Here is a 21,913-nt window from a genome sequence, read left to right as displayed (position 1 = left end):
TTTTGAAAGGGGTAATCAGGCTTTACGTTATTTCGGGACAAAAATCAGATATCTCTGAAATTTTTATTGGGCCTGTTGATCCGCCTTTAAAACGGATTTGTTAAGTCAACGCGATGGGTGATCAATTGTTTCCAATTCTTTATTCAAAATTTTGATAGCTTCCGGGTAATGTGGGCTGCCGCATAGGGTCAGAGGGGCAGGGATAAAAAGCCGATGAGAGGCCGGAATCGCTTGTTTTAAAAGAGGATGCTGTAGCATTTGGCTGCCGATATCCTGCGTTGAATAACTTTTTTGCCCCATGATTAAAAAATCGGGGTGATAGGTAACGATTTCTTCCAGCGAAAGCCGCGATAGAGCCGATTTATTAAGGTTATTCGCCAGATTTTTTAGGCCAATCTTTTTCATCATATCATCAATCAGACTGCCCGTTCCGCTTAAATAGCCCTGTCTCTGGTAATAGGCGGCTGTTCGGCCATGCCCCATCGGAGGCGGTAATGTCCGAAGTTCCTTTTCCATTTTTTGGATGGCGGCTTCGCCTCTTTCGGGATGGCCGACCGCCAAAGCAACAATACGTATCTGGGCTATAATATCGGCTAGGCTATTCGCCAAAGGGAGGTCGATAATTTTAACCTGTCTGTCCTTTAATAAGGGCAGGATTTCGGCATGGCTATAGCTACTGGTGATGACCAAATCAGGATGAAGGCGCAGCAATTCTTCGGCACCGCCATAGGTAAAAGGAAGGGATTGAGCTTCCTTTGAGACCAAAGACATATCGGGATTACGGGCATAACGAGTGAGGGCGGCTATTTGAGGACGCTCTGCCAGCGCAACCAATAATTCGTCTGCGCATAAATTCAGCGATACAATACGGCGAGGTGGTTTATTATCGGTGCTGTTTGCGGATGAGGTAAAAAGACAGCAAAAGATCAGGATCAACGTCAGACCATATAAGGGACGACTGATAGTGGCTCTATTTCCTCGGTCTGAAGAAGAAATTGACAGTTCCAACAAGATTGATTGACCTCTCTTAGCCTTTCCGACTACGGAAATTTTTTTGCATAGGGTTTCCTTCGAGTGAAGGAAAATTGGGAACAAGGTGCAAAACCTTGGCTGCCCCTGCAACTGTAAACAGTTGAAACGCCAAAAAGCCACTGAATCTATTCGGGAAGGCGGTTGTTTCGATGCTGTGAGCCAGGAGACCGACCCTATGTAATCGTTCCACGACAGGACAGGGCGTTCCCGTCGAACGAGGTAAATTCTCCTCGCACGGACGATAATAGTGACCTTCAAGCCAATCGGTTTGGAGGCTGTTTTGCTGTGAGTAACAGAGGGGGGATAGATGGCGCGATTATTTCTTTTATCGACTTTGGCTTTGACAACAACGGGATTGGTTTCTTTTCAGCCTGCTTTAGCAAAAGAAGCCTATCAGGGGCAGCCGAAAACAGAGCGTGAAGGCGATAAAAAACTTCTTAGAAAACAAAAAGAAGAAATAAAAAAACAAAATCTCGAAAAGGGACAGGATAAAAAACAGGAGGTTAAGGCTTCCGACCCTGATGCCGATGCTTTGGCCGTCGCCAGCAACGATCAACCTTCTTTGGTGGTGACCGCCTCAAGAACGCCAGAAAAAGCCGATCAGGTTTCTTCGCAGGTGACTATTTTGGATAAGGCCGCCATTGACCACAGTCAGGGCATGGCGATTTCCGATATTTTGGTGAGAACGCCCGGAGTAACAGTTGCCCGTAATGGTGGATACGGAACCGCAACATCGGTCTTTATCCGTGGTGCTGAATCCGGTCAGACGATGATGGTTATTGACGGCGTTCGGATGACAGATGCTTCATCGACCAATAATGGCTATGATTTCGGCACATTGATGACGGGTGATACATCCCGAATTGAAGTGTTGCGAGGATCACAATCTATTCTTTGGGGCAGTCAGGCCATCGGTGGTGTCGTCAATATTGTGACAGCAATGCCAACGAAACCGTTGGGTGGCAGTGTCGATCTTGAAATGGGATCACATAGCACCATTAACGCCCGTGCCGCTATCGGTGGAAAAAGTGACCGGATTACATGGCGTTTGGCGGGTAATAATTTCTATACCAAAGGCATATCGGCAATCAGTCCGCGTTATGGTGGGCATGAGCAAGATGGCTATCATAACCGTTCCGCAACCGGACGGGTCAATATCAAATTGATTGACGAAGTTTCGGTGGATTTACGCGGCTATTATTCCAAGGCAATGACTGACCTCGATAGCAGCTATGGAACGCCTGATACGTCAGATTACGAAAATAAAGAGCAATGGATGGGCTATGCCGGTTTGAATGTCGCTTTATTCGACAATCGGTTACGGAACCGTTTTGGCTATAGCTATACCCAGACCAAAAGAAACGATATCAGCCCGTCTATGGAGCCATATAATACCGATACTTTTGTTGGTAATGGTCATACCAGACGCTTTGAATATCAGGGCAGTCTTGCCTTGGTCAAAAACTGGGATCTGGTTTTCGGTTATGAAAATGAGCGGAGTGGCATCAAAAGTTCTTCACCTGCTTATGGTGGATCGGATACGCGCGGTACCATCAATATCAACAGTGTTTATGGCCAGATAAAAGGCAAGATTATTAAAGGTTTTTCGGTTGATGGCGGTGTCCGTTATGACCATCATTCGAAATTCGGCGGCAATGTTCTATTTTCGGGCGGTGGTGTTTGGGCGTTTAACAACGACAATACCCTGTTTCGAGCGCATTATGGTGAAGGTTTTAACGCGCCGTCTTTATACCAAATCTATAGTGAATACGGTAATCAGAATCTGAAACCGGAAAAATCGCATGGTTGGGATGCCGGTTTTCAACAGCGTTTCTTTCATAAGCATTTGACGATTGCCGCAGATTATTTTCAGAGAACCTCCAATAATCTGATCGCCTATCTAAGCTGTCCTTATTATGGGGCATTGCCTTCCATTTGTTATGTCCCGAATACCAATACCCCGCGTTATGGCTATTATGACAATATCAATCGCAGCACAGCGCATGGTGTCGAAGTCAATGCCAGCCTTGATATTAAACGGGTATCGTTAAGCGGTAACTATACTTGGACTTCGGTTAAGGATCGTTCCGAAGGGGTTGATTACGGCTATCAATTACCAAGACGACCTAAAAATACCGCCAATGGTTCGGCTGATTATCATTGGAAATTCGGTCTTGTTACCGGAATTGCTGTCCGTTGGGCATCAAAATCATGGGATACGGTGCATAGCGAATATAGCCTGAATCCCCATATGAATCGTGGTTATACCCTGTATGATTTACGGGTGGAAATGCCGGTTTCAAAGCATCTGACTGTTTTCGGTCGGGTCGAGAATTTAACCGACAAATATTATGAAACCGCTTATCGTTACGGCACATTAGGCCGGACATTTTATGGCGGTATTCGCGCCCGTCTTTAAACGATATCGCATCAAAAAAGCCGCCCCGAATAGGGCGGCTTTTTTATGGTAAGTTTTTACCTATAATCAGACGCGCATCGGCATCAAAACATAAAGTGCCGCTGATTGATCTGAATCCCGTATCAGGGTTGGGGCGGCGGCTTCGGCCAGATGAATTTCGGCCTGATCGCTTTCAATCTGCCCCAGAATATCAAGAAGATAGCGGGCATTAAAACCGATATCCAAAGGATCGGCATCATATTCGCCCAAGACTTCTTCGGTAGCCATACCATTTTCAGGGCTGGTCACTGAAAGCGAAATTTTCCCTGCTTCGATAGACATTTTAACCGCGCGGGTTTTCTCGCTGGCAATGGTTGCAACGCGATCAACGCCCTGCATCAAATCCTTGGGTTTGACTTTCAATAATTTGTCATTGGCCGTCGGGATAACCCGTGAATAATCAGGGAAGGTGCCATCAATCAGCTTGGACGTTAAAATGGCATGACCGAGGTCAAAGCAAATTTTACTGGCTGAAAGCGAAATTTTGATTTCGTCTTCACATTCATCCAGCAATTTCCGCAATTCGACGACACATTTACGCGGAATGATAACATCCGGCATATCTTCGGCACCGGCGGGCGCAGGAATAGTCACGCAGGCGAGGCGATGGCCATCTGTGGCCGCCGCTTTCATGACATTTTCATCCTTTAAAACATGGAGGAAAATACCATTGAGATAATAGCGCGTTTCATCAACCGAAATAGCGAAACGGGTTTTATCAATAATCTGTTTCAAGCTTTCCGTCGGTAAAGCGAAATGGGTTGGCAATTCGCTTTCACTGATAACCGGAAAATCATCACGGGGCAGAGTAGCCAAACTGAAACGCGAACGACCGGCAACAATCAGCATTTTACCATCGGCAGCGCTTAACTGAATTTGTGAACCATCCGGTAATTTACGGACGATTTCAAAAAGCATATGCGCCGAAACCGTGGTTTCGCCGGGGGTATCAACTTCGGCTGACAAGGTTTCAACGACCTGTAAATCAAGATCGGTTGCCATCAGCTTTACACAACCATTGGAGGCCGCTTCAATCAGCACATTCGATAAAATCGGAATAGTGTTGCGCCGTTCTACTACCGATTGAACATGGCTAAGACTTTTCAATAAAGTCGCGCGTTCGATCGTTGCTTTCATAACTGTTTGGTCATCCCTGATTGATAAAAGCCCTTTTAAAAGCCTGATTTAAAAAGGCGGAAGAAGGTTATAATCTATTATTTTTTAAAAAACCTTAATTCTTTTCAGGCTTGGAGATTATAATTTTTCTGCCATATTTCGATCAGCCTTTGTGTATAGGGGTGATTAGGCTTGGTGAAAATAGAATATGTATTATTCTCTTCTATAACATGACCATGGTGGAGAATCACCACTCTGGTTGCAAAAAAACGGGCAAAAGCAAGGTCATGCGTTACCAGTAAACAAGTCATTTTTTCTTGTTCAGAGAGCGCCATCAGTTCTTTTCCGATTTCAACCCGATTGACACTATCCAGAGCCGAGAAGGCTTCATCCAGCAACAGTAAATCAGGATTGTTCACTAAGGCGCGCGCTATCGCCACCCTTTGACCTTGGCCGCCGGAAAGCGTTGCCGGATAACGATGCCGAAGATCGAGGGATAAGGACGCCTTGTTCAGGGCTGATTGCAAGGCTTGCTGCCGATATTCCGAGGATATTTTCTTCTGATAAAGCGCAAGGGGCTCGGTGACGGTTTTTTCAACTGTCCAAGCCGGGTCAAGACTACTGTTCGGGTCTTGGAAAACCATTTGTGCTTTTTGATAAAAAGCGAGGCGATCTTGTTTCTTTTGAAAAGAAAGAGGCTGATTTTCCCAAAAAATTTCACCGGATGATGCTGGCAGCAGGCCGGATATCAATTTGAGTAGGGTTGATTTCCCGGCACCAGATTCCCCGATGATGGCAATCCTTTCGCCTTTATAGATTTCGAGCGAGATATCCTTTAGGCGATGATCGTCTTTTTCCTGATAGGAAAGATTTTGCAGTCTTAATAAGGGGCGCGGATTATCCATTATGGGCGGGTGATTTTGGGATTGTTTGGGGGCATCCTTTCCATAGGGCGTGCTAGATAAAATCTGATGATAAGATTGGATGATCGCTTGACTATACGCCTCTGCTGGATTTGACCACCAACGGCGGCTGGCCATTTTCGAGACAAGGCGACCGTCTTTTAAAACCACGATGCGTTCTGCCATTCTGACCGCCAAGGCGGGATTATGGCTGATAAGTAAAATAGCCGTTTGACGGTTTCCCGTGGCTTTTTCAAAAATCGCCATGATTTGCGCTTCAGTCAGCATATCAAGTGCAGAACTGGGCTCATCCGCGATTAACAAAGCCGGTTTGGCCGCCAAGGCTATAGCAATAGCTGCCCTTTGTCTTTGTCCGCCGGAAAGCTGATGCGGATAGCGTTTTGCGATATCGGGAGAAAGTCCCACCTGTTCCAAGGCATTGGTCATGGCAGAGGGCTGTTTATTTTCTGTCGATTTTTCCTTGAGGCCTTCGCGGATATGTTGGGCAATAGTCATCATCGGGTCTAGAAAACGTAAAGAATCCTGACCGATAAAAGCTATCTTTTGGCCACGCCAGTCATTCATCTGTTTTTCAGGAAGCTGCATGAGATCGGTTTTTCCAACGCGGAGCGCGCCAGATAAAATCAGATTTTCAGGCAAAAGCCGCAAGATACTGCGAGCAAGGGTGGATTTCCCCGAACCGGATTCACCAAGGACAGCAACAATTTCACCCCGTCCGATACGGAATCCGATATCCTTTAACAAATAGCGGTCTTTTGCTTTGACCGTCAGATTTTCGATCGCCAAAAATGTCATAATCTATGGTCTGCTTGAGAGCGGATCAGGCCTTCACCAATCATCTGGCAAGAAGCAATCAGCCAGAAAAGCATAACCCCCGGCCAAAAGGCGAGCCATGGCGCAATATTTAGAAGATTTTGCGCGTCTAGCAGCAATCGTCCCAAAGAAGGCAAGGGCGGTTGAATGCCGATGCCGATATAGGAAAGGGCCGCTTCCGCGATAAAGGCAAAAGCAGATTGGCTGCTGGCCTGCGTCAAAAGGGGAAGCATGATATTCGGAAGAAGATGATGAAAGGCAAGAGCAAGACTCCCTTTCCCCGATAATCGGGCGGCCGCGATAAAATCCAAACGGGCGATAACGCGGCCATGGCTACAGGCCACACGAGCAAAAACCGGAATGGCATAAAGGGCAATGGCCAGCATCACATTTTGCCCGCCAGCACCGCATAATAATTGCAGTAATAATGCCGCAATCAAGGCTGGAAAGGCAAAAAGGATATCACTGGCCTGCATCAGCATTTCGCCCACCCAGCCTTTTTTAATCGCCGCGATTAAGCCGATAGGGACACCCACAGTAAAGCCCAATGCCACCGCCGGAAAGACGACCAAGCTGGAACATCCGGCGGCCATAAAGGTCTCGTGCCAGAGATCACGTCCTAGAGCATCTGTGCCGAAAAGATGATGCCATGACGGAGCTTGTAACCGATCAGATAAATCCATGGGAGGAATGAGGCCATAAAGCAGGCCGTTCCCGACTATGAGCAAGGCCAATAGAACAAGGCTGAATAAAACAAAGCGCAAAAGAAAAGGTGCAGAGCGAAAAAAGGAAATCATGGCTGTTTTAACCGTGGATCAATTGCGAGATGCAAAAGATCGCTGATAAAGCGGGCGAATAAAGTCACCATAGCGACCAGAAGAGCAATGGCCTGTATCAGAACCAGATCACGGGCGGCAATAGCCTGTAATAAAAGCCGTCCTAATCCTGAAAGATAAAAGATATTTTCGACAATGATGCTGCCAGTCAGTAAGGCGGGCAAAGACAAGGCTAGTAAGGGCAATAATGCCGGTAACGCATGGCGGAGCGCATGGCGAAGAAGCGCTTGGGAGCGGGATAATCCGCGCGCTCTTGCTGCCATGATGAAGTCTTCTTGTTCTATCCCCTGTAATTGCTGGCTAAAAGCGCGCGCCAACCATGTGGCCTGTGGCAATGCAAGCGCAATGACTGGCCAGTAAAAAGCAGGCTGGGTCAGGAGGCCAAAAGGGGAAGGCGTGTTTTCCAGCGTGAGAGGCCAATGGTAATGAAGACCGGCATAAAGCAGTAAAACAGCGATCCAAAAAGCCGGCAAAGAAAGGCCTAGCCGTGTCAATGTCAGTAGAAAAATCCGTAAAGGGCGGAAGCGAAAAAAGGCGATGGCAAGGCCAAAGAAAAAGCCAGCGGTCGCGGCAAGACAGAAAGAAGCCAGAACAAGAGGAAGCGAGATATTGAGCGCTTCTGCGATTAAATCACTGGCAGGAAGATGGTAGCTAAAACTACTTCCAAAGTCGCCATGAAGGCTATGGGTTAGCCAATTTATGTAACGGATATACGCTGGTTTATCGAGACCGAATTCCGTTTGTAGGGCAGCTAGGGCGCGGGGACTGGCTTGTAAGCCCATCATATATTCGGCCGGATCGCCGGGTAGAACGGAAATAGCCATAAAAATAACCAAGCTGGCTATCCATGAGGCCAATAAGAATTGACCGCTTTTTTTGAGAAAACCGGAAATACTGAAAAGCTGATAGCGGAAAGCGACTATCAGAAGGATTAGCCCCAACGCTGCCGAGAGCCACCCACCAAAATGCCATGAGATGGAGGACGGGATCAAATGGCTATTATGTGTCCCTTGGCTGTCGGTGAAATAGGCCGTTGTGAGATCAAAGGCCTGTGTCGGGCTGCCTCGCCATAAACCCGCTAGGTCAGCCTTGAAAACAACCAGATGAGGATATTGGAATAAAAAGACATTGGCGGCATCAAGGGTTAGAATTTTTTGGAGCGATTGTAATTTCTGATGCCGTTGGAAAGCATCGTTTTCCTGATCTAAACGAGTCAAAATCTGATGAAATTGGGCATTATGATAGCCGAAATAATAGCCTTCTTTGTCATAGATTCTGTAATCAAAAGGTTCCGCATGGTTGATAACCGTCATCTGGAAATCATGTTTTTTATAAACACGATCAAGCCATGTCGTCCATTCCAATGAATGGAGCGTTACATGGATACCAATTTTTTCCAGTTGATCGGCTACAAGTTGCCCTGAAATAGTGGCATAGCGAGAGGGTGGCAAATCAAGCGTTAATGTCAGACCGTCAGGATAACCGGCCTGTTTCAGCAAGGCTTTGGCCTTTATCGGGTCGTAAGGATAGATTGCCGTCAGATCGAGATAATCGGGGTTTTGCGGCGGGAAATGGCTGCCAATAACGCGGCCATAGCCATATAACACCGCATCAACAAAGGCTGGACGATTGATAGCGATTGAGATTGCTTGCCGTAACAAAGAATTCTGGAAAATCGGCAAATTTTGATTGAAGGCAAGGATCACTTCGCCTTCACTGGGAAAACTCCGGACTTTAAAGCGGGAGTCATCTGCCAATTCTTCAAGATTTTCGGCCACTGGAAAATCAGGAAAGAAATCAATCTGGCCTGTTTTGAGGGCGGCATAGGCCGCCAGCGCATCAGAGATAAAAAAGAAATTAAGTGTTTTTATTGCCGGTTTTTTACCCCAATAATCAGAACGGGCGACCAGCTGGATTCTTCTCCCATGTTGCCATTCTTGAAAACGAAAAGCCCCTGTGCCTACCGGTGAAATCGCCAAATTTTTGGCCGAAAAAGGCGAAACCATAGCGCAATCAGGTAAAGACAATAAGGTTAGGAAAAAGCTGTCAGCCTTTTTGAGGATAATCCGCAACTGGAAAGGCGAAGGCGTCTCAATTCTGTCAATAATCGACAGGGCTTCTTGCTGGACATTGCCAGAATGAATATCGCGGGCGCGGTTTAAGCTATAGGCTGCTGTTGCAGCGTTAAAAGCCCGTCCATCAGAAAAAGTGACCTTGTCCCTAAGGTTGAAAAGATAGACTTTGCCGTCAGGGCTAACCGTCCAATTTTTAGCCAGCCAACCTTCTATTTGGCCATTTGCCGATAATCTGACCAAACCTTCAAACAGAGTTCCATAGCTGACATCGTCGATAATAGTTGCTGCACCTGATGTGACGTCCAATGCGGGCGGTTCCATCTGTAGGGCGATGTTCAGCGTGTCTTTTGCCATAGCGGGCGTCAAAGAGACGATTGCCGAGCAAAAGAGAAAAAATACGGCTATATGGTCTGTTATCCAGCGGATAGGAGATATCCTTTTTCTTTTGGCAATAGATTAAGGATATTGCCATAATCAAAAGTGGCTATTTCCGTAAAGGTAAAAGACGGGCGGGGTTGACCGCTTTCAAGCCATGCCTGATTTCAAAATGAAGTTGAGGGCGGGGGGTATTGCCGCTTTCTCCGGCAGAGGCGATGACTTCGCCTTTTCTGACAAAATCGCCCTGCTTGACTTTGATCTTATCAAGATGGCCGTAAACACTTGTCCAGCCTTGGGCATGTTGAATCAGAATGACACCGCCTAAAACAGAAATATGGGTTCCGGTATAAGCAACATGGCCATCCTCTGTAGCGAAGATGGTTGATCCTATCGAGGCTGCAATATCCAGTCCGTTATTGACGTGGCCGTTATCTGTTCGACCATAATGGCGAATAACTGAGCCATGGGCAGGCCAACCAAAATGAAGCGGCTGTCCGGCTTTGTTATTATCATGCCGACTGGCGGGTTGGGCGCCGCCGACAATTTGTTTCACATTGAGATGATTATCGCGGGAATCTTCGCTGTGGCTTTTGAGTGAAGCCGTCGGCAATACCAGCTTCATACCCTCTCTAAGGCGATAGGGCGGCTGTAAATGATTGAGGCTGATAATCCGTTGCCATGATATTTGATAACGATGCGCCAAACTAAGGCCGGTATCACCGGATTGGACAATATAAGAAGATTGTCCCTCCGGTATCATCAATATCTGTCCTTCCCGTAAACGGTAGGGCGCTTTTAGATGGTTGCGGCTGATTAAATCATCGGATTTAAGGCCGAGCCGATGCGCGATACCGTTTAAGGTTTCGCCTGACCTAACATGGTAGATATCTGAATTTGCCGCTTGGGCAAAAGTCGAAAGACTGATGCCGCCTATAAAAAGGGCAAGGCAGAATATCTTCCAGAAAGGCAGGCTTTTTATCATTTGGCGAGTATATCCGTCAACGGTTGCAGCGAAGCGACATCCGTCAAATTAGGCGCAAGCGGTGTGACGGTGACATAATTTTGATAGGAAAGATCAAGATCGCCATTCAGGTTGTCTTTGCTGATCGCTTCCCCCAAGGCCAACCAATACCAGTCTTTCCCGCGAGGATCGACGCCTTTTTCAATATTCAGGCGGCCATAGTCACGATGACCTTGGGCAACAACCCGAATACCTTTGACATCGTCATTTTCACAAGCTGGGAAATTGACATTGTAAAATGTCCGGTTCGGCAAAGTGGAGTCAATCAGCTGTCTGATAACTTTTTCGCCCCAACTGACGGCTGTATCAAAAGAAAGCGCGCCATTTTTGAAATCAGGCGAATAAACCTGACTGAGACCGATGGAACGGATGCCTGCAATGGCACCTTCCATTGCAGCGGATACCGTACCGGAATAGGTAACATCTTCGGCCAGATTGGCACCATGATTGATCCCAGACAAGACGAGGTCAGGCGGATTATCTTTCATAATCTCTTTAATGCCCATCACCACCGAGTCAGATGGCGTGCCTGATACCGAATAATGGCGGTCATCATGTTTATAGAGGCGGCTGGGCAGGCTTAAAGTCAAAGAATGTGCCATGCCGGAACGTTCTTTGTCAGGAGCGACAACCGTTACATCGTCCGAAATTTTATGAGCGATTTCTTCCAGAATCTTGATACCCTGTGCGGCGATACCGTCGTCATTGGTTATCAGAATACGCATTAGATAATCTCCAGCTTGGTAATGCCATTCATATAAGGATGAAGCACTTCGGGAATGGTGACCGTGCCATCTTCTTCCTGATAATTTTCAAGAATAGCGACCAATGTTCGACCGACTGCAAGGCCAGAACCGTTCAAAGTATGAACCGCAGCGTTGCCTTTGCCTTCTTCGGGGCGATAGCGGGTGTTCATCCGTCTTGCCTGAAAAGCACCACAATCTGAAATACTACTGATTTCGCGATAGCAATTCTGTCCCGGCAGCCAGACTTCGAGATCATAAGTCCGCGTGGCTGAGAAGCCCATATCACCTGTGCATAGCAGAACCCGACGATAAGGGAGTTTCAGATTTTGCAAAATCTGTTCGGCACATTCTACCATCCGCATTTGTTCTGCGGTCGATTGTTCTGGCGTAGTGATCGCCACCATCTCGACTTTGTCGAATTGATGCTGACGAATGAGGCCTCTTGTATCGCGACCGGCGGCACCGGCCTCGGCACGGAAGCAGGGCGTTAAAGCGGTAAAGCGCAAAGGCAGCGCTTTTTCGTCAAGGATGGATTCCCGAACGATATTGGTCAGGCAAACTTCGGCCGTTGGAATAAGCCAGCGGTCATCTGTCGTATGGAATAAATCTTCTTCAAATTTGGGAAGCTGACCTGTGCCGAAAAGGGCGTGGTCGCGCACCAAAAGCGGCGGGGCAATTTCGGTAAAACCGTTCTTTTCAGTCTGGCAATCCAGCATATATTGGCCGATTGCCCGATTGAGGCGTGCCATAGCCCCCTTCATTAAGGCAAAACGGGCACCCGACATGGCAGCGGCGGTATCAAAATCGAGACCTAAAGCCGGTGCAAAATCCGCATGTTCTTTTGGTTTGAAAGAGAATTGGCGCGGTTCGCCCCAACGAAAGACTTCTTTATTGTCTTGTTCGTCTTTGCCTTCGGGCACGTCTTCGGCAGCGAGATTGGGGATAGTGGACAAGAAGCGTTGCAGCTTGTCACCCAAAGCGGCTTCTTCGCCTTCAAGCGCAGCCATCTTTTCTTTGATAGCGGAAACCTCGGCCTTCATTTCTTCGGCTTTGTCTTTCTCGCCCTGTTTCATGGCTTGTCCGATTTGGCGGGAAACTTCATTACGTTTCGTCTGCAACGTTTGAAGTTCCAAAGCCAATGTCCGGCGTTCGCCATCCATTTCAAGAATGGTTTTGGAAACGGGTTCAAATCCCCGACGGGATAAAGCCTTGTCGAAATTTTCAGGCTCTGAACGGATTAGTCTTATATCATGCATAGTCCTGCCTATGACAATGCTGTAAATCGAACGCAAGACCGTATAAAAAAATCCATAGTCCATCTATTTTAAAAATAGTATTTAATACTATGATACTTCTCTATCTTGTCTGATCGGTTTCCCCTGTTTAATAGAGCAAGAGTCGTGACGTGGTTGGCCATATAACAGAGTTTTCTCTGTCTTGTAGTTAGCACGCATTATACAGAGTGAAGCCTGATTTCTGCCCGGAGTGTCCTTGTTTGATGAACCGCGCAGCGAGAGGGTGGTTGCCAGCTTTAATAAAGGGAGCAAAGTATATGGCATCTAATTTCACTGCTTCTAAGGTTGATACCAACGGTATTAAAACCAGTGCTTTGGAAAAAGCGCCTTCTGTCGCCGCCCCCGATGACTATCGGCCTTCACCGGACGAGCCGTTTATGAATGAACGGCAGCAGGCTTATTTCCGCGAAAAACTGCTGAAATGGAAAGAGGCTATCCTGATTGAGTCTCGTGGAACGCTTGCCCAGCTACGCCAAGAGTCTTTGAAAGAAGCTGACCTTACCGATCGGGCATCAAGTGAAACCGACTGGTCAATTGAATTGCGGACGCGTGACCGCCAGCGCAAGCTGATTTCAAAAATTGATGCAGCTTTACGGCGACTTGATGAAGGGGAATATGGCTATTGCGAGGTGACGGGAGAGCCGATCTCGCTGGCGCGATTGGAAGCCCGACCGATTGCAACCATGACGATCGAAGCCCAAGAAAAGCACGAACGTCATGAAAAAGTATCAAGAGAAGAATAGAAACTTTAAAAAAGGACTTAAGCTTGATGGCTTAAGTCCTTTTTCTTTTATTTTAGCGAGAAAATATTTTCTTTAACGCGGAGCTTTTCTTTTTTTAGGCGATTCAGCACAGCAAAATCGGGATTGGGGCGTGAGGCCTCGGATCGTAAGCGCGCATCAAGATCGGCGTGTTTTGAAAATAATGCGGTGAGGTGATTGTTTCTCATAACGAATAATCTCCCGTTAATGCCAGACAGAATGGCCTGACTGATGAGAGTAAAACACAGATCATTCGCTATGTCGTGATACAAAATCTTTTTTGCAGATAAGTTGTATTTTTTACACGACCAATATGGCATAGAAGCAAGACGATAGCACAGATGGCTTTCATGAAGGCGATGTATCAGTAGATTTTTAAAGGATTGATGATGAACAATGACGCAATACGGGAGCAGCTGAACCTGCTACGTCAGGAACATCGGGATCTTGATATCGCTATTGAAGCCTTGGCGCTCAATAATCCGGTAGAGCAGCTCCGTTTGGCACGGATGAAAAAAAGAAAACTGCGTTTAAAAGATGAAATTACCCTTTTAGAAGACCGGTTAGTGCCTGATATTATTGCGTAATTTATCCTTTTTTAAAAAAGCCAGAATAGAAAAAGGCCACATCCTTTTGAGATGTGGCCTTTTTGTTTATAACAAGGAAATTATTCCGCGATTTGTTAGGCGGCTTGCTGCTTTAGCTTTGCATCGACAACATCGCCTTCGATTTTGGGCTGTTCGTCTTTTGCACCACCGATTTCAATTTTCCGTGGTTTTTTCTGTTCAGGAACCACGCGATCCAGTTCGATATTCAACAGACCGTCTTTGTAATCGGCACCGACAATTTTGATCGTATCCGCTAGCTGAAAGCGGCGTTCAAAACTGCGTTTGGCGATACCGCGATGCAGATATTCACGTCCTTCTTTATTCGCCGTTTCCGTTGCGCGACCTGTAATTGTAAGGACGTTTTCTTGCACGGTTACATCAAGTTCATCCTTGGAAAAACCGGCAACGGCCATAGAAATACAATAACGGTTCTCGGCTAATTTTTCGATATTGTAGGGGGGGAAACTTTCACTTTCACCGCGAGACGCCAGATCGACTAAACGGTTAATATTTTCAAAACCGACAGATGAACGCAAGAAAGGGGTAAGATCAAAAGCACGCATATTCTCTAATCCTTTAGTAAGCGACTAAATTTTTTATGTCTGCATTATGCCAGACCAACAAGTTATATGCCGAATGGCCATATCGCTTGTTGAGATTGAGATAATATAGGGAAGGGGTATTTCAAGATTTTTAGAAAATTTTTTTACATCTTTTTATCTATTTGACGCGAACCGATACCAACCTTGAATGATGATAAAAAAGAAGCCGTCAAAGGATAGAACCTGTGAGAGTAAAATTCCCCCCATTTTTACCAAAATGAGATCAGAAACCGCCAAGTCAGGTTATCTTTTAAAAGAGCGGGGTTTTAAGGTCTCGATGACTGAATAATTTATGCGACAATTAAAAAGCCCCTGACAGAAATCTGTCAGAGGCTGATGATTAGATTGTCACATCAAAAAAAAGTGAGATTATTCTTTGGTCGTTGTCTGGCCGTAGAAAACGGCAATATCTTTTTTCATCTGATGTAAGGAAGCGGGGTCTAAATAGACCATGTGGCCTGACGGATAATAACGATAGCTGATATTCGTCCGTTGTGCCGGTTCAAGCATCATATGAGAAAGGTCATATTCCGTCGCGAAAAACGGCGTTGCCATATCGTAATAACCGTTCAGTGATAAAATTTTCAGATGAGGATTTTCGCGCATAGCCGCCGATAAATCGACAGCGACATCCGGCATTTCCTGCGGGAAGGAACCCGTTGGAGCTTTATGCTTCCAGTCCCAGTTAAAGCCGGGCTGACCATAAATGCTGATACGATAATCAAGATCGCTCTGATAGCCGAGGTCACGGCCGAGATAATCCCTGAATAAAGCGTAGAACGCACCGGAAACAGCGGAGCCAGAGGCATCATATTCCGGACTTTCTCCGGCTGGTTCGGTATCAATACCCGTATAGCGGGCATCAAGACGACCTGTGGTTAAATGCCGATCACGCAATAATTCTTTTCTGAAGCTGCCTAATTCAACCCGAAGATTATTCAATTTGATAAATTCGGGCGATAATCCCGTAAAGACAGACATTTGCTGTGCGACGCGGTTTTTCTCGGCATCGGAAATCAAATCACCTTTTTCCAAGGCTGCGGCATAATCCCCCGCCGCAAAGGCGCGAGCCTGATCCAGAAAATTTTTTAAATCAGCCGGACGATTGGCTAATTTGTTATGATACCACGCAGTTGCTGCATAGCTTGGCAAATAGGCTTTATAGATATGATCGTAGCCTGCCTGACGGATGCCGTAATTTAAAATAGAGGAAAGCAGAACAACCCCGTTAAACTGCATCCCATCATTTTGTAACAAATTGACTAATTGGCCGGAACGCGTTGTGCCATAGCTTTCACCGAAAAGATATTTTGGGCTGCTCCAGCGCTGATTCTTATTAACATAACGTTCGATCGTTTTGGCAAAGGCACGCGCATCCTGATCCACGCCCCAAAAAGCGGCACCTTTTGTATCGCCCAAAGGTCGAGAATAGCCCGCGCCGACCGCATCAATAAAGACCAGATCTGATATATCCAGCATGCTATCGGGATTGACCCCAAAGCTATAAGGGGCAGGACGGATTGTGACTGGATCGGTTGTATTGACCTTTACCGGCGCAAATGAACCCACATGGAGCCATAAGCTGGAAGATCCTGGCCCGCCATTATAGAAAAAAGTGACGGGACGATTTTTGGTCGCTAGATTTTTAGTATCGAGCGTATAGGCCGTGTAGAAAACGCTGGCAGTCGGTTTCCCATTATCATCCCGAATAGTCAAAGTGCCTGCGGTTGCTTTGTAATGCAGCTCTTTGCCATTAAGGGAGACGCTGTGCTCTGTCGTCTTTTCCTGTTCGGCAACAGGCGGTTTTGCCCAATTAGACTGGATATCATCTGTCGGGACAGGATTTTGCTCTTTATTTTCGACTTTTTTATCGAAATCTTTTTTATGGCTATGATCGGCCATGGCCGGAGCCGCTAGCGTACTGGCGGAAAATAATAAGGACGTCACAAGAAGAGAAAAGCGCATCAATAAAATCCTGCTATCAGGGAAGCCTTACATTGATTGTAAAAAACATCCGTTTTTGAAGTTAACGGGTTACTAGTGTTATCGCTTTTTGTTGTTTTTTGAAACAAAATTTAGATTATAAATTATTTTAGTATAAAATGTTAAATTTTTTAAAATGTTTTGAATCTTTTTTGGGTTATTTCAGGTCTGAAATCGGATTGCGCGCCCGATTAAAAAATTCGGCCTGTTTAAGAAAGAATGAGGCAGGATAGGGGGCTAACTGCTCGGATGAAATGAAGACGGCTATCCGCTATGTATTCTAGGGAATAATATATAAAAAAAGCGCTCCCGATTTGAAATCGGAAGCGCTTTTGCTGTTTTGAAAAAAGGGTAGATTACTTGCCCTTTGACTTGTTGCCACCCGTGACATCTTTCCATGCACCAGAGAAGGCTTTACCGACTGTATTAGCCCCTTTTTTGATGCCGGTGCCGGCTTTGTCCGTGGTGTTTTCGATAGCATCGCCTGCTTTGTCAGCGGATCTTGCGATCGTGTGACCGGCATTATCGGTAGCGGTTTCGGCGCTGCTTTTGGTTTTATCCCAAGATTTATCGAGCGCATCACCGCTCTTATCCGTGGTTTTCTTGGCCGTAGATTTAGTTTTGTTCCAGCTTCTTTTGGCAGAATGGCGAGCCTTATTCGTCACATTCTTGGCACCGTCATGTGCATCTTCAGCCGTATCACTTACAGCTTTGCCAGCATTATCTGCTGTATTCTGAATGCTGTTGCCAGCCTTTTGGAAGACACCCTGCTCGGCAGCGTAAGCGGCACCCGCAATAACCGGAGAAAGACCAAAGGCCGCCGTTGCGCCCAGAAGAAAACCAAGAACAGGTTTAGTCAGTCGGTTGCTGGACATGGTCGAATGCATTCCTTTCGTTACAGATATATTCCGCTATAAAACTATAGAATATAAGTTATGTTCCATTCGCAGAATAGATATAGATCAGCCTCTATGGATATGCTATATATCGCCCATTCCATTTAAGAATAATAATAAACCATCATGCTGTTTATTTAATATTTTTATTACAGTGAATTGAAGAAATATTTTCTTGATAAAAATTATTAAAAATCTATCACCGACGATCCGTCTCTATTTCAAGATAGATAATAATTTGTTTAACCTGTTGATTATGCGAGATAATTTTATTGTCTGATTATCTTATCCGTAGCTTGCCGATTTCTGTCCAGACAATGCTGGTTTTGTGTCTTTGTATCTTTGCGAGCCTTGCCCTTTATCGTTTCATTTTGCGTCTTATTCGTAAAATTGTTGAGAATAAAGACAATCCGATTGCCAAAATATGGCTGGATAAGCTGACATCGCCCTTTCGATGGATATCCGGTCTTATCGGCGTTTATATATCGCAACAAATTCTGCCTTTTGGTAAAATCGGCGAAAGTTTGCTTAGCCGGATAGAGGCCTTTGCGGTTCCGGCTATAGCCGGATGGCTGGCCTTGGCTTTGCTGCATGCGATCAGTGATATTGTCGATATCAAAAGTCGGCGGTCAGTCGAAGGCAATGAAAGCCGAAAATTGGCATCAAGGCGGCAACGCACCCGTATGTCGATTATGATGCGAGTCGGTTCCTTTCTTATCATCATGGTGACGGTTGGCATTATGATGATGACGATTCCGGCGGTGCGTAATATCGGGGTCACCCTGATGGCTTCGGCGGGATTGGTCGGTTTGGCTGTCGGTGCCGCCGCCCAACCCATGTTAAAAAATCTGATTGCCGGTATTCAAGTCGCCTTTACCGAGCCTATCCGTATTGATGATCTGGTTATTGTTGAGACGGGCGATTGGGGTTGGATAGAAAAAATCACATTAACCTATGTCACTGTCCGTTTGTGGGATGAGAGGCGCGTTATTGTGCCTTTGGCGCGTTTTTTGGAAGCGCCTTTTGAGAATTGGACGAGAGAAGCCGAGCAGCTTATCGGCAAGGTTTTTTTATATGTCGATCCTTTGGCTGATGTCGAAAGATTGCGTGAGCATATGAAAAAAGTGGTTACTTCCAATGCCTTATGGGACGGTCGCTCCTATATTTTGCAAGTGAGTGACATGAAACCGGAATATATCGAGTTGCGTTTATTGGCGACAGCGAGGGATGCGCCTTCCTCTTGGGATCTCTGTTGTGACATCCGTGAACAGATGCTGCGTTTTATTGCCGAGAACATGCCAGAGACCATCGCGCACACAAGATTTACGATGCCGCAGCGTAAAAAACTTGATTTTTTGGTCGATGGGGTAGATGCAATTCAACGAACCCCTAAGGGAAATAAAGCAGGAGTCTAAGATGCGTGATATCGATTCCGTAATGCGTTTGGCACCGGTTATGCCGGTCCTCGTCATTGAAGATATTGCTGATGCAAAACCTATCGCAGAAGCTTTGGTTGCTGGTGGTCTGAACGTTCTTGAAGTAACGCTTCGCACCCCTTGTGCTCTTGAAGCCATCAAGATCATGAAAGAAGTTCCGGGTGCCGTTGTTGGTGCCGGTACGGTTCTGAACGCAAAAATGCTCGACCAAGCTCAGGAAGCTGGTTGCGAATTTTTCGTTAGCCCGGGTCTGACCGCTGACCTCGGTAAGCATGCTGTTGCCCAGAAAGCTGCTTTGCTTCCGGGTGTTGCTAATGCTGCTGATGTCATGCTTGGTCTTGACCTTGGTCTTGATCGCTTCAAATTCTTCCCGGCTGAAAATATCGGTGGTTTACCTGCCCTGAAGTCCATGGCTTCTGTTTTCCGTCAGGTTCGTTTCTGCCCGACCGGTGGTATCACCCCGACGTCAGCTCCTAAATATCTTGAAAACCCGTCCATTCTTTGCGTCGGTGGTAGCTGGGTTGTTCCGGCTGGCAAACCAGATGTCGCAAAAATCACGGCACTCGCTAAAGAAGCTTCTGCTTTCAAGCGCGCTGCTGTTGCCTAATAGCGCAATAGCTATTGCCTTAAAAACGCCGTCTGTTTCAACAGGCGGCGTTTTTTTATGTGTTTTGCTTAACTTCCGATAACCAGATTTATTTTAGGCGTTTGTTGCCCACGATCTCTATTATTTACCTTGTTTTTGCCGTGCTACTCGTCGTTTTTTGGGGGAGAGAAGAGAGGGCTCTCTGTTAGAGAAAACGCCAAAATTTTAGAAGATCAAAGAACGAAACCTATTGAGCCTTATTCATTCGGTATCAGTCGATTTTTCTATTTTTAAAGAATCAGCTTGATAGAATCGGATATGGAAAAGAAACTTTTTTAAATATTGCCCGTTCCTTGTTTATGGAAAAGCAAGCGATATTAGCCGGTGGTTGTTTCTGGTGCATTGAAGCCATTTTTAAAGATATTATTGGAATAATATCCGTAGAAAGTGGCTATATCGGAGGGGATGTCCCGAATCCCAGCTATGAACAGGTTTGTGAAGGCAAAACCGGACATGCCGAGGCCGTCCGTTTGACTTTTGATCCCGAAAAGATCAGCTATAGCGATATTCTTGATCTGTTCTTTGATATTCATGACCCGACGCAGCTGAACAGGCAGGGGGATGATATCGGCGTTCAATATCGTTCCGCTATTTTCCCGCTTGATAAAGTGCAGGAGCAGGTTGCTCAAGATGCGATTGTGAAAGCGCAAGCCCATAGTAAAAAGCCGATTGTAACCAAGATTGAGCCTGCCAGTATTTTTTATCCTGCCGAAGCCTATCATCAGGACTATTTTTATCAAAAAGGACAAGAAAATCGCTATTGCTCGATTGTTGTTGCCCCCAAAATAGCCAAATTCCGAAAAAGTCACCAAGATAGAATAAAAAAACAAGCAAGCACCTAGTCTCTAAGTCTTGATAAATGTTTTCAGCTTATCTCTGTGAGGTATTTTGTTCATCTCGTGGCGCAGCAGCACGCCCCAGACGGTCATTGATGGCTTTCCCAATGCCCTCTAAGGGAATGGGCGCAATCGCAATACGTGGGTAAGCACTTTTTTCGCCGCGATGCAGTGCCGAGAATAAATGGGCAGCGGCCTCGGTCAAATCACCAGAAGGAGAAAGATTGTCGTCACCGGCAATATCTCCAAAGCCAATAAGCCATTCATCCGCCTCTTTTTGAGATATATTTAACCGCACTGGCTGGCTGGGGGCGTAATGGCTGACTAACTGCCCCGGTGCGACAGGATTTTGGCCATCGGCTTTATATTCGGTAATCGGCAGGTGGCTTGATTGAGCCAGTTCTTCGCTGGTGATGGGTCCCGGACGCAGTAATTTTATCTCATCTGCCCCGATATAGATAATAGTGGATTCAAGGCCTTTGTCGGCGATACCCCCATCAAGCACCGCTGCGATCTTTCCATTAAGCGATTCTTTGACATGAAGGGCTGTGGTTGGGCTGATAGAGCCACTTTTATTGGCAGAAGGCGCTGCCAAAGGATGACCAAAGGCTTTTATCACTTGGCGCATTACCGGATGAGAAGGCATTCTGATCGCAACGGTATCAAGTCCAGCCGTCACAATAGAGGCAATTTTTGCATCTTTTTTCAAAGGCAAAACCATTGTTAATGCCCCCGGCCAGAATTTTTGCGCCAAAGACAAGGCCTCATCGTTAAATTCGACGATTTCCGCTGCCTGCTCGATATGGGCAATATGAACGATTAGCGGATTAAAAGAAGGTCGCCCCTTGGCCTGATAAATACGGGCGACAGCTTCGCCTGAAAACGCATCGGCCGCTAGGCCGTAAACCGTTTCCGTGGGAAGACCCACAGGATAGCCTCCCCGAATCAGTTGCACCGCTTTTTCGATGCCTTTTGAGTCACAGGGCAGGATTATTGTTTCATTCGAAGAAAAAAACGCATTCATCGCTTTCGGCTATCCTTTGTCGGTCACTTCTGCAAGTTTTCCCTATTTATGGGGTGAAAATCTTTTCTTTTTTATCCTGCCAAGCGTTATTTTCCTGTAATTAAAAAATAAACATATAAACACATCTTTATATTTAGCTTGACCTTTGCCTCTCGATCGGAGAGCAATGAGGAAGGATTAAGGTTCTTTGTCATTGGCAAAGCTAAGAGGGAAACTGGTGCGAAAGAATTTTCAAAGCCAGTGCTGCCCCCGCAACTGTAAACGGCGAGCAAAGATCAAAATGCCACTGATATCATTATCGGGAAGGCTGATCGGACGCGGTGACCTGTCAAGTCAGGAGACCTGCCTTAAACCAAGTCATCCACTATCGGTTTTGAAAACTGGAAACAGGCTTTTGAAACTGGTTTCTTTTCGGGGTTGAAGAGAAA

At 46.2% G+C, this 21,913-nt stretch carries 19 protein-coding genes and 2 riboswitches; of the genes, 6 read left to right on the top strand and 13 right to left on the bottom strand.

Translation table 11 applies throughout. The features are described from left to right. Nucleotides 1-105: 105 nt before the first annotated feature. Nucleotides 106-1,011 (bottom strand): ABC transporter substrate-binding protein, encoded by a 906-nt coding sequence (locus ZMOB_RS01715; RefSeq protein WP_014500452.1) that lies wholly within the window; start codon nt 1,009-1,011, stop codon nt 106-108. A 33-nt stretch (nt 1,012-1,044) separates the two neighbouring features. Next, nucleotides 1,045-1,222: riboswitch (cobalamin riboswitch) on the top strand. Between the two features lie 117 nt (nt 1,223-1,339). Between ZMOB_RS01715 and ZMOB_RS01710 the strand changes: the two genes are divergently transcribed. Continuing rightward, nucleotides 1,340-3,451 (top strand): TonB-dependent receptor plug domain-containing protein, encoded by a 2,112-nt coding sequence (locus tag ZMOB_RS01710; protein WP_011240831.1) that lies wholly within the window; start codon nt 1,340-1,342, stop codon nt 3,449-3,451. 66 nt (nt 3,452-3,517) lie between these two features. Here the strand turns inward: ZMOB_RS01710 and dnaN are convergent, their stop codons facing one another. The 7 genes from dnaN to serS all read right to left on the bottom strand — a co-directional run bounded on the left by dnaN (nt 3,518) and on the right by serS (nt 12,654). Then, nucleotides 3,518-4,627 carry a DNA polymerase III subunit beta gene (dnaN, locus tag ZMOB_RS01705; RefSeq protein ID WP_011240832.1) on the bottom strand — a complete coding sequence of 370 codons (1,110 nt, stop codon included), beginning with the start codon at nt 4,625-4,627 and terminating at the stop codon, nt 3,518-3,520. Between the two features lie 104 nt (nt 4,628-4,731). After that, entirely contained in the window at nt 4,732-6,324 is a 1,593-nt protein-coding gene (locus ZMOB_RS01700; protein ID WP_014500451.1) for an ABC transporter ATP-binding protein, read from the bottom strand. Next, a complete protein-coding gene (locus ZMOB_RS01695; protein WP_014500450.1) occupies nt 6,321-7,139 on the bottom strand; it encodes an ABC transporter permease in 819 nt (272 codons plus the stop codon). The genes ZMOB_RS01700 and ZMOB_RS01695 overlap by 4 nt, the downstream gene beginning before the upstream one ends. After that, on the bottom strand, nt 7,136-9,607 hold the full coding sequence (locus ZMOB_RS01690) for an ABC transporter substrate-binding protein (RefSeq protein ID WP_252507294.1): 2,472 nt from the start codon (nt 9,605-9,607) through the stop codon (nt 7,136-7,138). Before ZMOB_RS01690 ends, ZMOB_RS01695 begins: the two co-directional genes overlap by 4 nt. Nucleotides 9,608-9,737: 130 nt before the next feature. Then, complete coding sequence (locus ZMOB_RS01685) at nt 9,738-10,613, bottom strand: M23 family metallopeptidase (RefSeq protein WP_014500448.1); 876 nt, start codon at nt 10,611-10,613, stop codon at nt 9,738-9,740. After that, nucleotides 10,610-11,377, bottom strand: a complete 768-nt coding sequence (gene surE / locus ZMOB_RS01680; RefSeq protein WP_012817029.1) for a 5'/3'-nucleotidase SurE — start codon at nt 11,375-11,377, stop codon at nt 10,610-10,612. The genes ZMOB_RS01685 and surE overlap by 4 nt, the downstream gene beginning before the upstream one ends. Beyond that, on the bottom strand, nt 11,377-12,654 hold the full coding sequence (gene serS, locus ZMOB_RS01675; RefSeq protein WP_011240838.1) for a serine--tRNA ligase: 1,278 nt from the start codon (nt 12,652-12,654) through the stop codon (nt 11,377-11,379). The genes surE and serS overlap by 1 nt, the downstream gene beginning before the upstream one ends. 296 nt (nt 12,655-12,950) lie before the next feature. Between serS and dksA the strand changes: the two genes are divergently transcribed. Further along, nucleotides 12,951-13,436, top strand: a complete 486-nt coding sequence (gene dksA / locus ZMOB_RS01670) for an RNA polymerase-binding protein DksA (protein WP_011240839.1) — start codon at nt 12,951-12,953, stop codon at nt 13,434-13,436. A gap of 47 nt (nt 13,437-13,483) precedes the next feature. Here dksA and ZMOB_RS09765 read toward each other — a convergent pair whose 3' ends face one another. Then, a complete protein-coding gene (locus ZMOB_RS09765; protein WP_011240840.1) occupies nt 13,484-13,642 on the bottom strand; it encodes a YdcH family protein in 159 nt (52 codons plus the stop codon). Nucleotides 13,643-13,843: 201 nt separating this feature from the next. Between ZMOB_RS09765 and ZMOB_RS01665 the strand changes: the two genes are divergently transcribed. Then, nucleotides 13,844-14,041, top strand: coding sequence for a YdcH family protein (locus tag ZMOB_RS01665; RefSeq protein ID WP_011240841.1), 198 nt, complete (start codon nt 13,844-13,846; stop codon nt 14,039-14,041). A 95-nt stretch (nt 14,042-14,136) separates the two neighbouring features. On the opposite strand, the gene ZMOB_RS01660 is transcribed toward ZMOB_RS01665, so the two are convergent. The 3 genes from ZMOB_RS01660 to ZMOB_RS01650 form a co-directional block, all read right to left on the bottom strand. Continuing rightward, nucleotides 14,137-14,625 (bottom strand): Hsp20 family protein, encoded by a 489-nt coding sequence (locus ZMOB_RS01660; protein WP_011240842.1) that lies wholly within the window; start codon nt 14,623-14,625, stop codon nt 14,137-14,139. Between the two features lie 408 nt (nt 14,626-15,033). Then, nucleotides 15,034-16,629, bottom strand: coding sequence for a S10 family peptidase (locus ZMOB_RS01655; RefSeq protein ID WP_014500447.1), 1,596 nt, complete (start codon nt 16,627-16,629; stop codon nt 15,034-15,036). A 374-nt stretch (nt 16,630-17,003) separates the two neighbouring features. Beyond that, complete coding sequence (locus ZMOB_RS01650; RefSeq protein ID WP_011240844.1) at nt 17,004-17,522, bottom strand: hypothetical protein; 519 nt, start codon at nt 17,520-17,522, stop codon at nt 17,004-17,006. A gap of 293 nt (nt 17,523-17,815) precedes the next feature. On the opposite strand from ZMOB_RS01650, the gene ZMOB_RS01645 reads away from it, so the two are divergent. The 3 genes from ZMOB_RS01645 (at nt 17,816) to msrA (ending at nt 20,467) form a co-directional block, all read left to right on the top strand. Continuing rightward, entirely contained in the window at nt 17,816-18,958 is a 1,143-nt protein-coding gene (locus ZMOB_RS01645) for a mechanosensitive ion channel family protein (protein ID WP_014500446.1), read from the top strand. 1 nt (nt 18,959) lies between these two features. Then, nucleotides 18,960-19,586, top strand: coding sequence for a bifunctional 4-hydroxy-2-oxoglutarate aldolase/2-dehydro-3-deoxy-phosphogluconate aldolase (eda, locus tag ZMOB_RS01640; protein ID WP_011240846.1), 627 nt, complete (start codon nt 18,960-18,962; stop codon nt 19,584-19,586). 338 nt (nt 19,587-19,924) lie between these two features. Further along, nucleotides 19,925-20,467 carry a peptide-methionine (S)-S-oxide reductase MsrA gene (msrA, locus tag ZMOB_RS01635; RefSeq protein ID WP_014500445.1) on the top strand — a complete coding sequence of 181 codons (543 nt, stop codon included), beginning with the start codon at nt 19,925-19,927 and terminating at the stop codon, nt 20,465-20,467. A 28-nt stretch (nt 20,468-20,495) separates the two neighbouring features. On the opposite strand, the gene ZMOB_RS01630 is transcribed toward msrA, so the two are convergent. Beyond that, on the bottom strand, nt 20,496-21,485 hold the full coding sequence (locus ZMOB_RS01630) for an L-threonylcarbamoyladenylate synthase (RefSeq protein ID WP_014500444.1): 990 nt from the start codon (nt 21,483-21,485) through the stop codon (nt 20,496-20,498). Between the two features lie 163 nt (nt 21,486-21,648). Further along, a riboswitch (cobalamin riboswitch) is annotated at nt 21,649-21,849 on the top strand. Nucleotides 21,850-21,913 lie beyond the last annotated feature (64 nt).

It is taken from the genome of Zymomonas mobilis subsp. mobilis ATCC 10988 (genome assembly GCF_000175255.2).
Taxonomy (GTDB): Bacteria; Pseudomonadota; Alphaproteobacteria; order Sphingomonadales; family Sphingomonadaceae; genus Zymomonas; species Zymomonas mobilis.
The sequence above is the reverse complement of the archived record's forward strand: the minus strand, read 5'-3'. Positions and strand labels throughout refer to the sequence as shown.

Bases quoted from the DNA above. Each gene is read 5' to 3' on its own strand.
- ZMOB_RS01710 (WP_011240831.1), top strand. From the start codon at position 1,340: ATGGCGCGATTATTTCTTTTATCGACTTTGGCTTTGACAACAACGGGA.
- dnaN (WP_011240832.1), bottom strand. From the start codon at position 4,627: ATGAAAGCAACGATCGAACGCGCGACTTTATTGAAAAGTCTTAGCCAT.
- ZMOB_RS01700 (WP_014500451.1), bottom strand. From the start codon at position 6,324: ATGACATTTTTGGCGATCGAAAATCTGACGGTCAAAGCAAAAGACCGC.
- ZMOB_RS01695 (WP_014500450.1), bottom strand. From the start codon at position 7,139: ATGATTTCCTTTTTTCGCTCTGCACCTTTTCTTTTGCGCTTTGTTTTA.
- ZMOB_RS01690 (WP_252507294.1), bottom strand. From the start codon at position 9,607: ATGGCAAAAGACACGCTGAACATCGCCCTACAGATGGAACCGCCCGCA.
- ZMOB_RS01685 (WP_014500448.1), bottom strand. From the start codon at position 10,613: ATGATAAAAAGCCTGCCTTTCTGGAAGATATTCTGCCTTGCCCTTTTT.
- surE (WP_012817029.1), bottom strand. From the start codon at position 11,377: ATGCGTATTCTGATAACCAATGACGACGGTATCGCCGCACAGGGTATC.
- serS (WP_011240838.1), bottom strand. From the start codon at position 12,654: ATGCATGATATAAGACTAATCCGTTCAGAGCCTGAAAATTTCGACAAG.
- dksA (WP_011240839.1), top strand. From the start codon at position 12,951: ATGGCATCTAATTTCACTGCTTCTAAGGTTGATACCAACGGTATTAAA.
- ZMOB_RS09765 (WP_011240840.1), bottom strand. From the start codon at position 13,642: ATGAGAAACAATCACCTCACCGCATTATTTTCAAAACACGCCGATCTT.
- ZMOB_RS01665 (WP_011240841.1), top strand. From the start codon at position 13,844: ATGAACAATGACGCAATACGGGAGCAGCTGAACCTGCTACGTCAGGAA.
- ZMOB_RS01660 (WP_011240842.1), bottom strand. From the start codon at position 14,625: ATGCGTGCTTTTGATCTTACCCCTTTCTTGCGTTCATCTGTCGGTTTT.
- ZMOB_RS01655 (WP_014500447.1), bottom strand. From the start codon at position 16,629: ATGCGCTTTTCTCTTCTTGTGACGTCCTTATTATTTTCCGCCAGTACG.
- ZMOB_RS01650 (WP_011240844.1), bottom strand. From the start codon at position 17,522: ATGTCCAGCAACCGACTGACTAAACCTGTTCTTGGTTTTCTTCTGGGC.
- eda (WP_011240846.1), top strand. From the start codon at position 18,960: ATGCGTGATATCGATTCCGTAATGCGTTTGGCACCGGTTATGCCGGTC.
- msrA (WP_014500445.1), top strand. From the start codon at position 19,925: ATGGAAAAGCAAGCGATATTAGCCGGTGGTTGTTTCTGGTGCATTGAA.
- ZMOB_RS01630 (WP_014500444.1), bottom strand. From the start codon at position 21,485: ATGAATGCGTTTTTTTCTTCGAATGAAACAATAATCCTGCCCTGTGAC.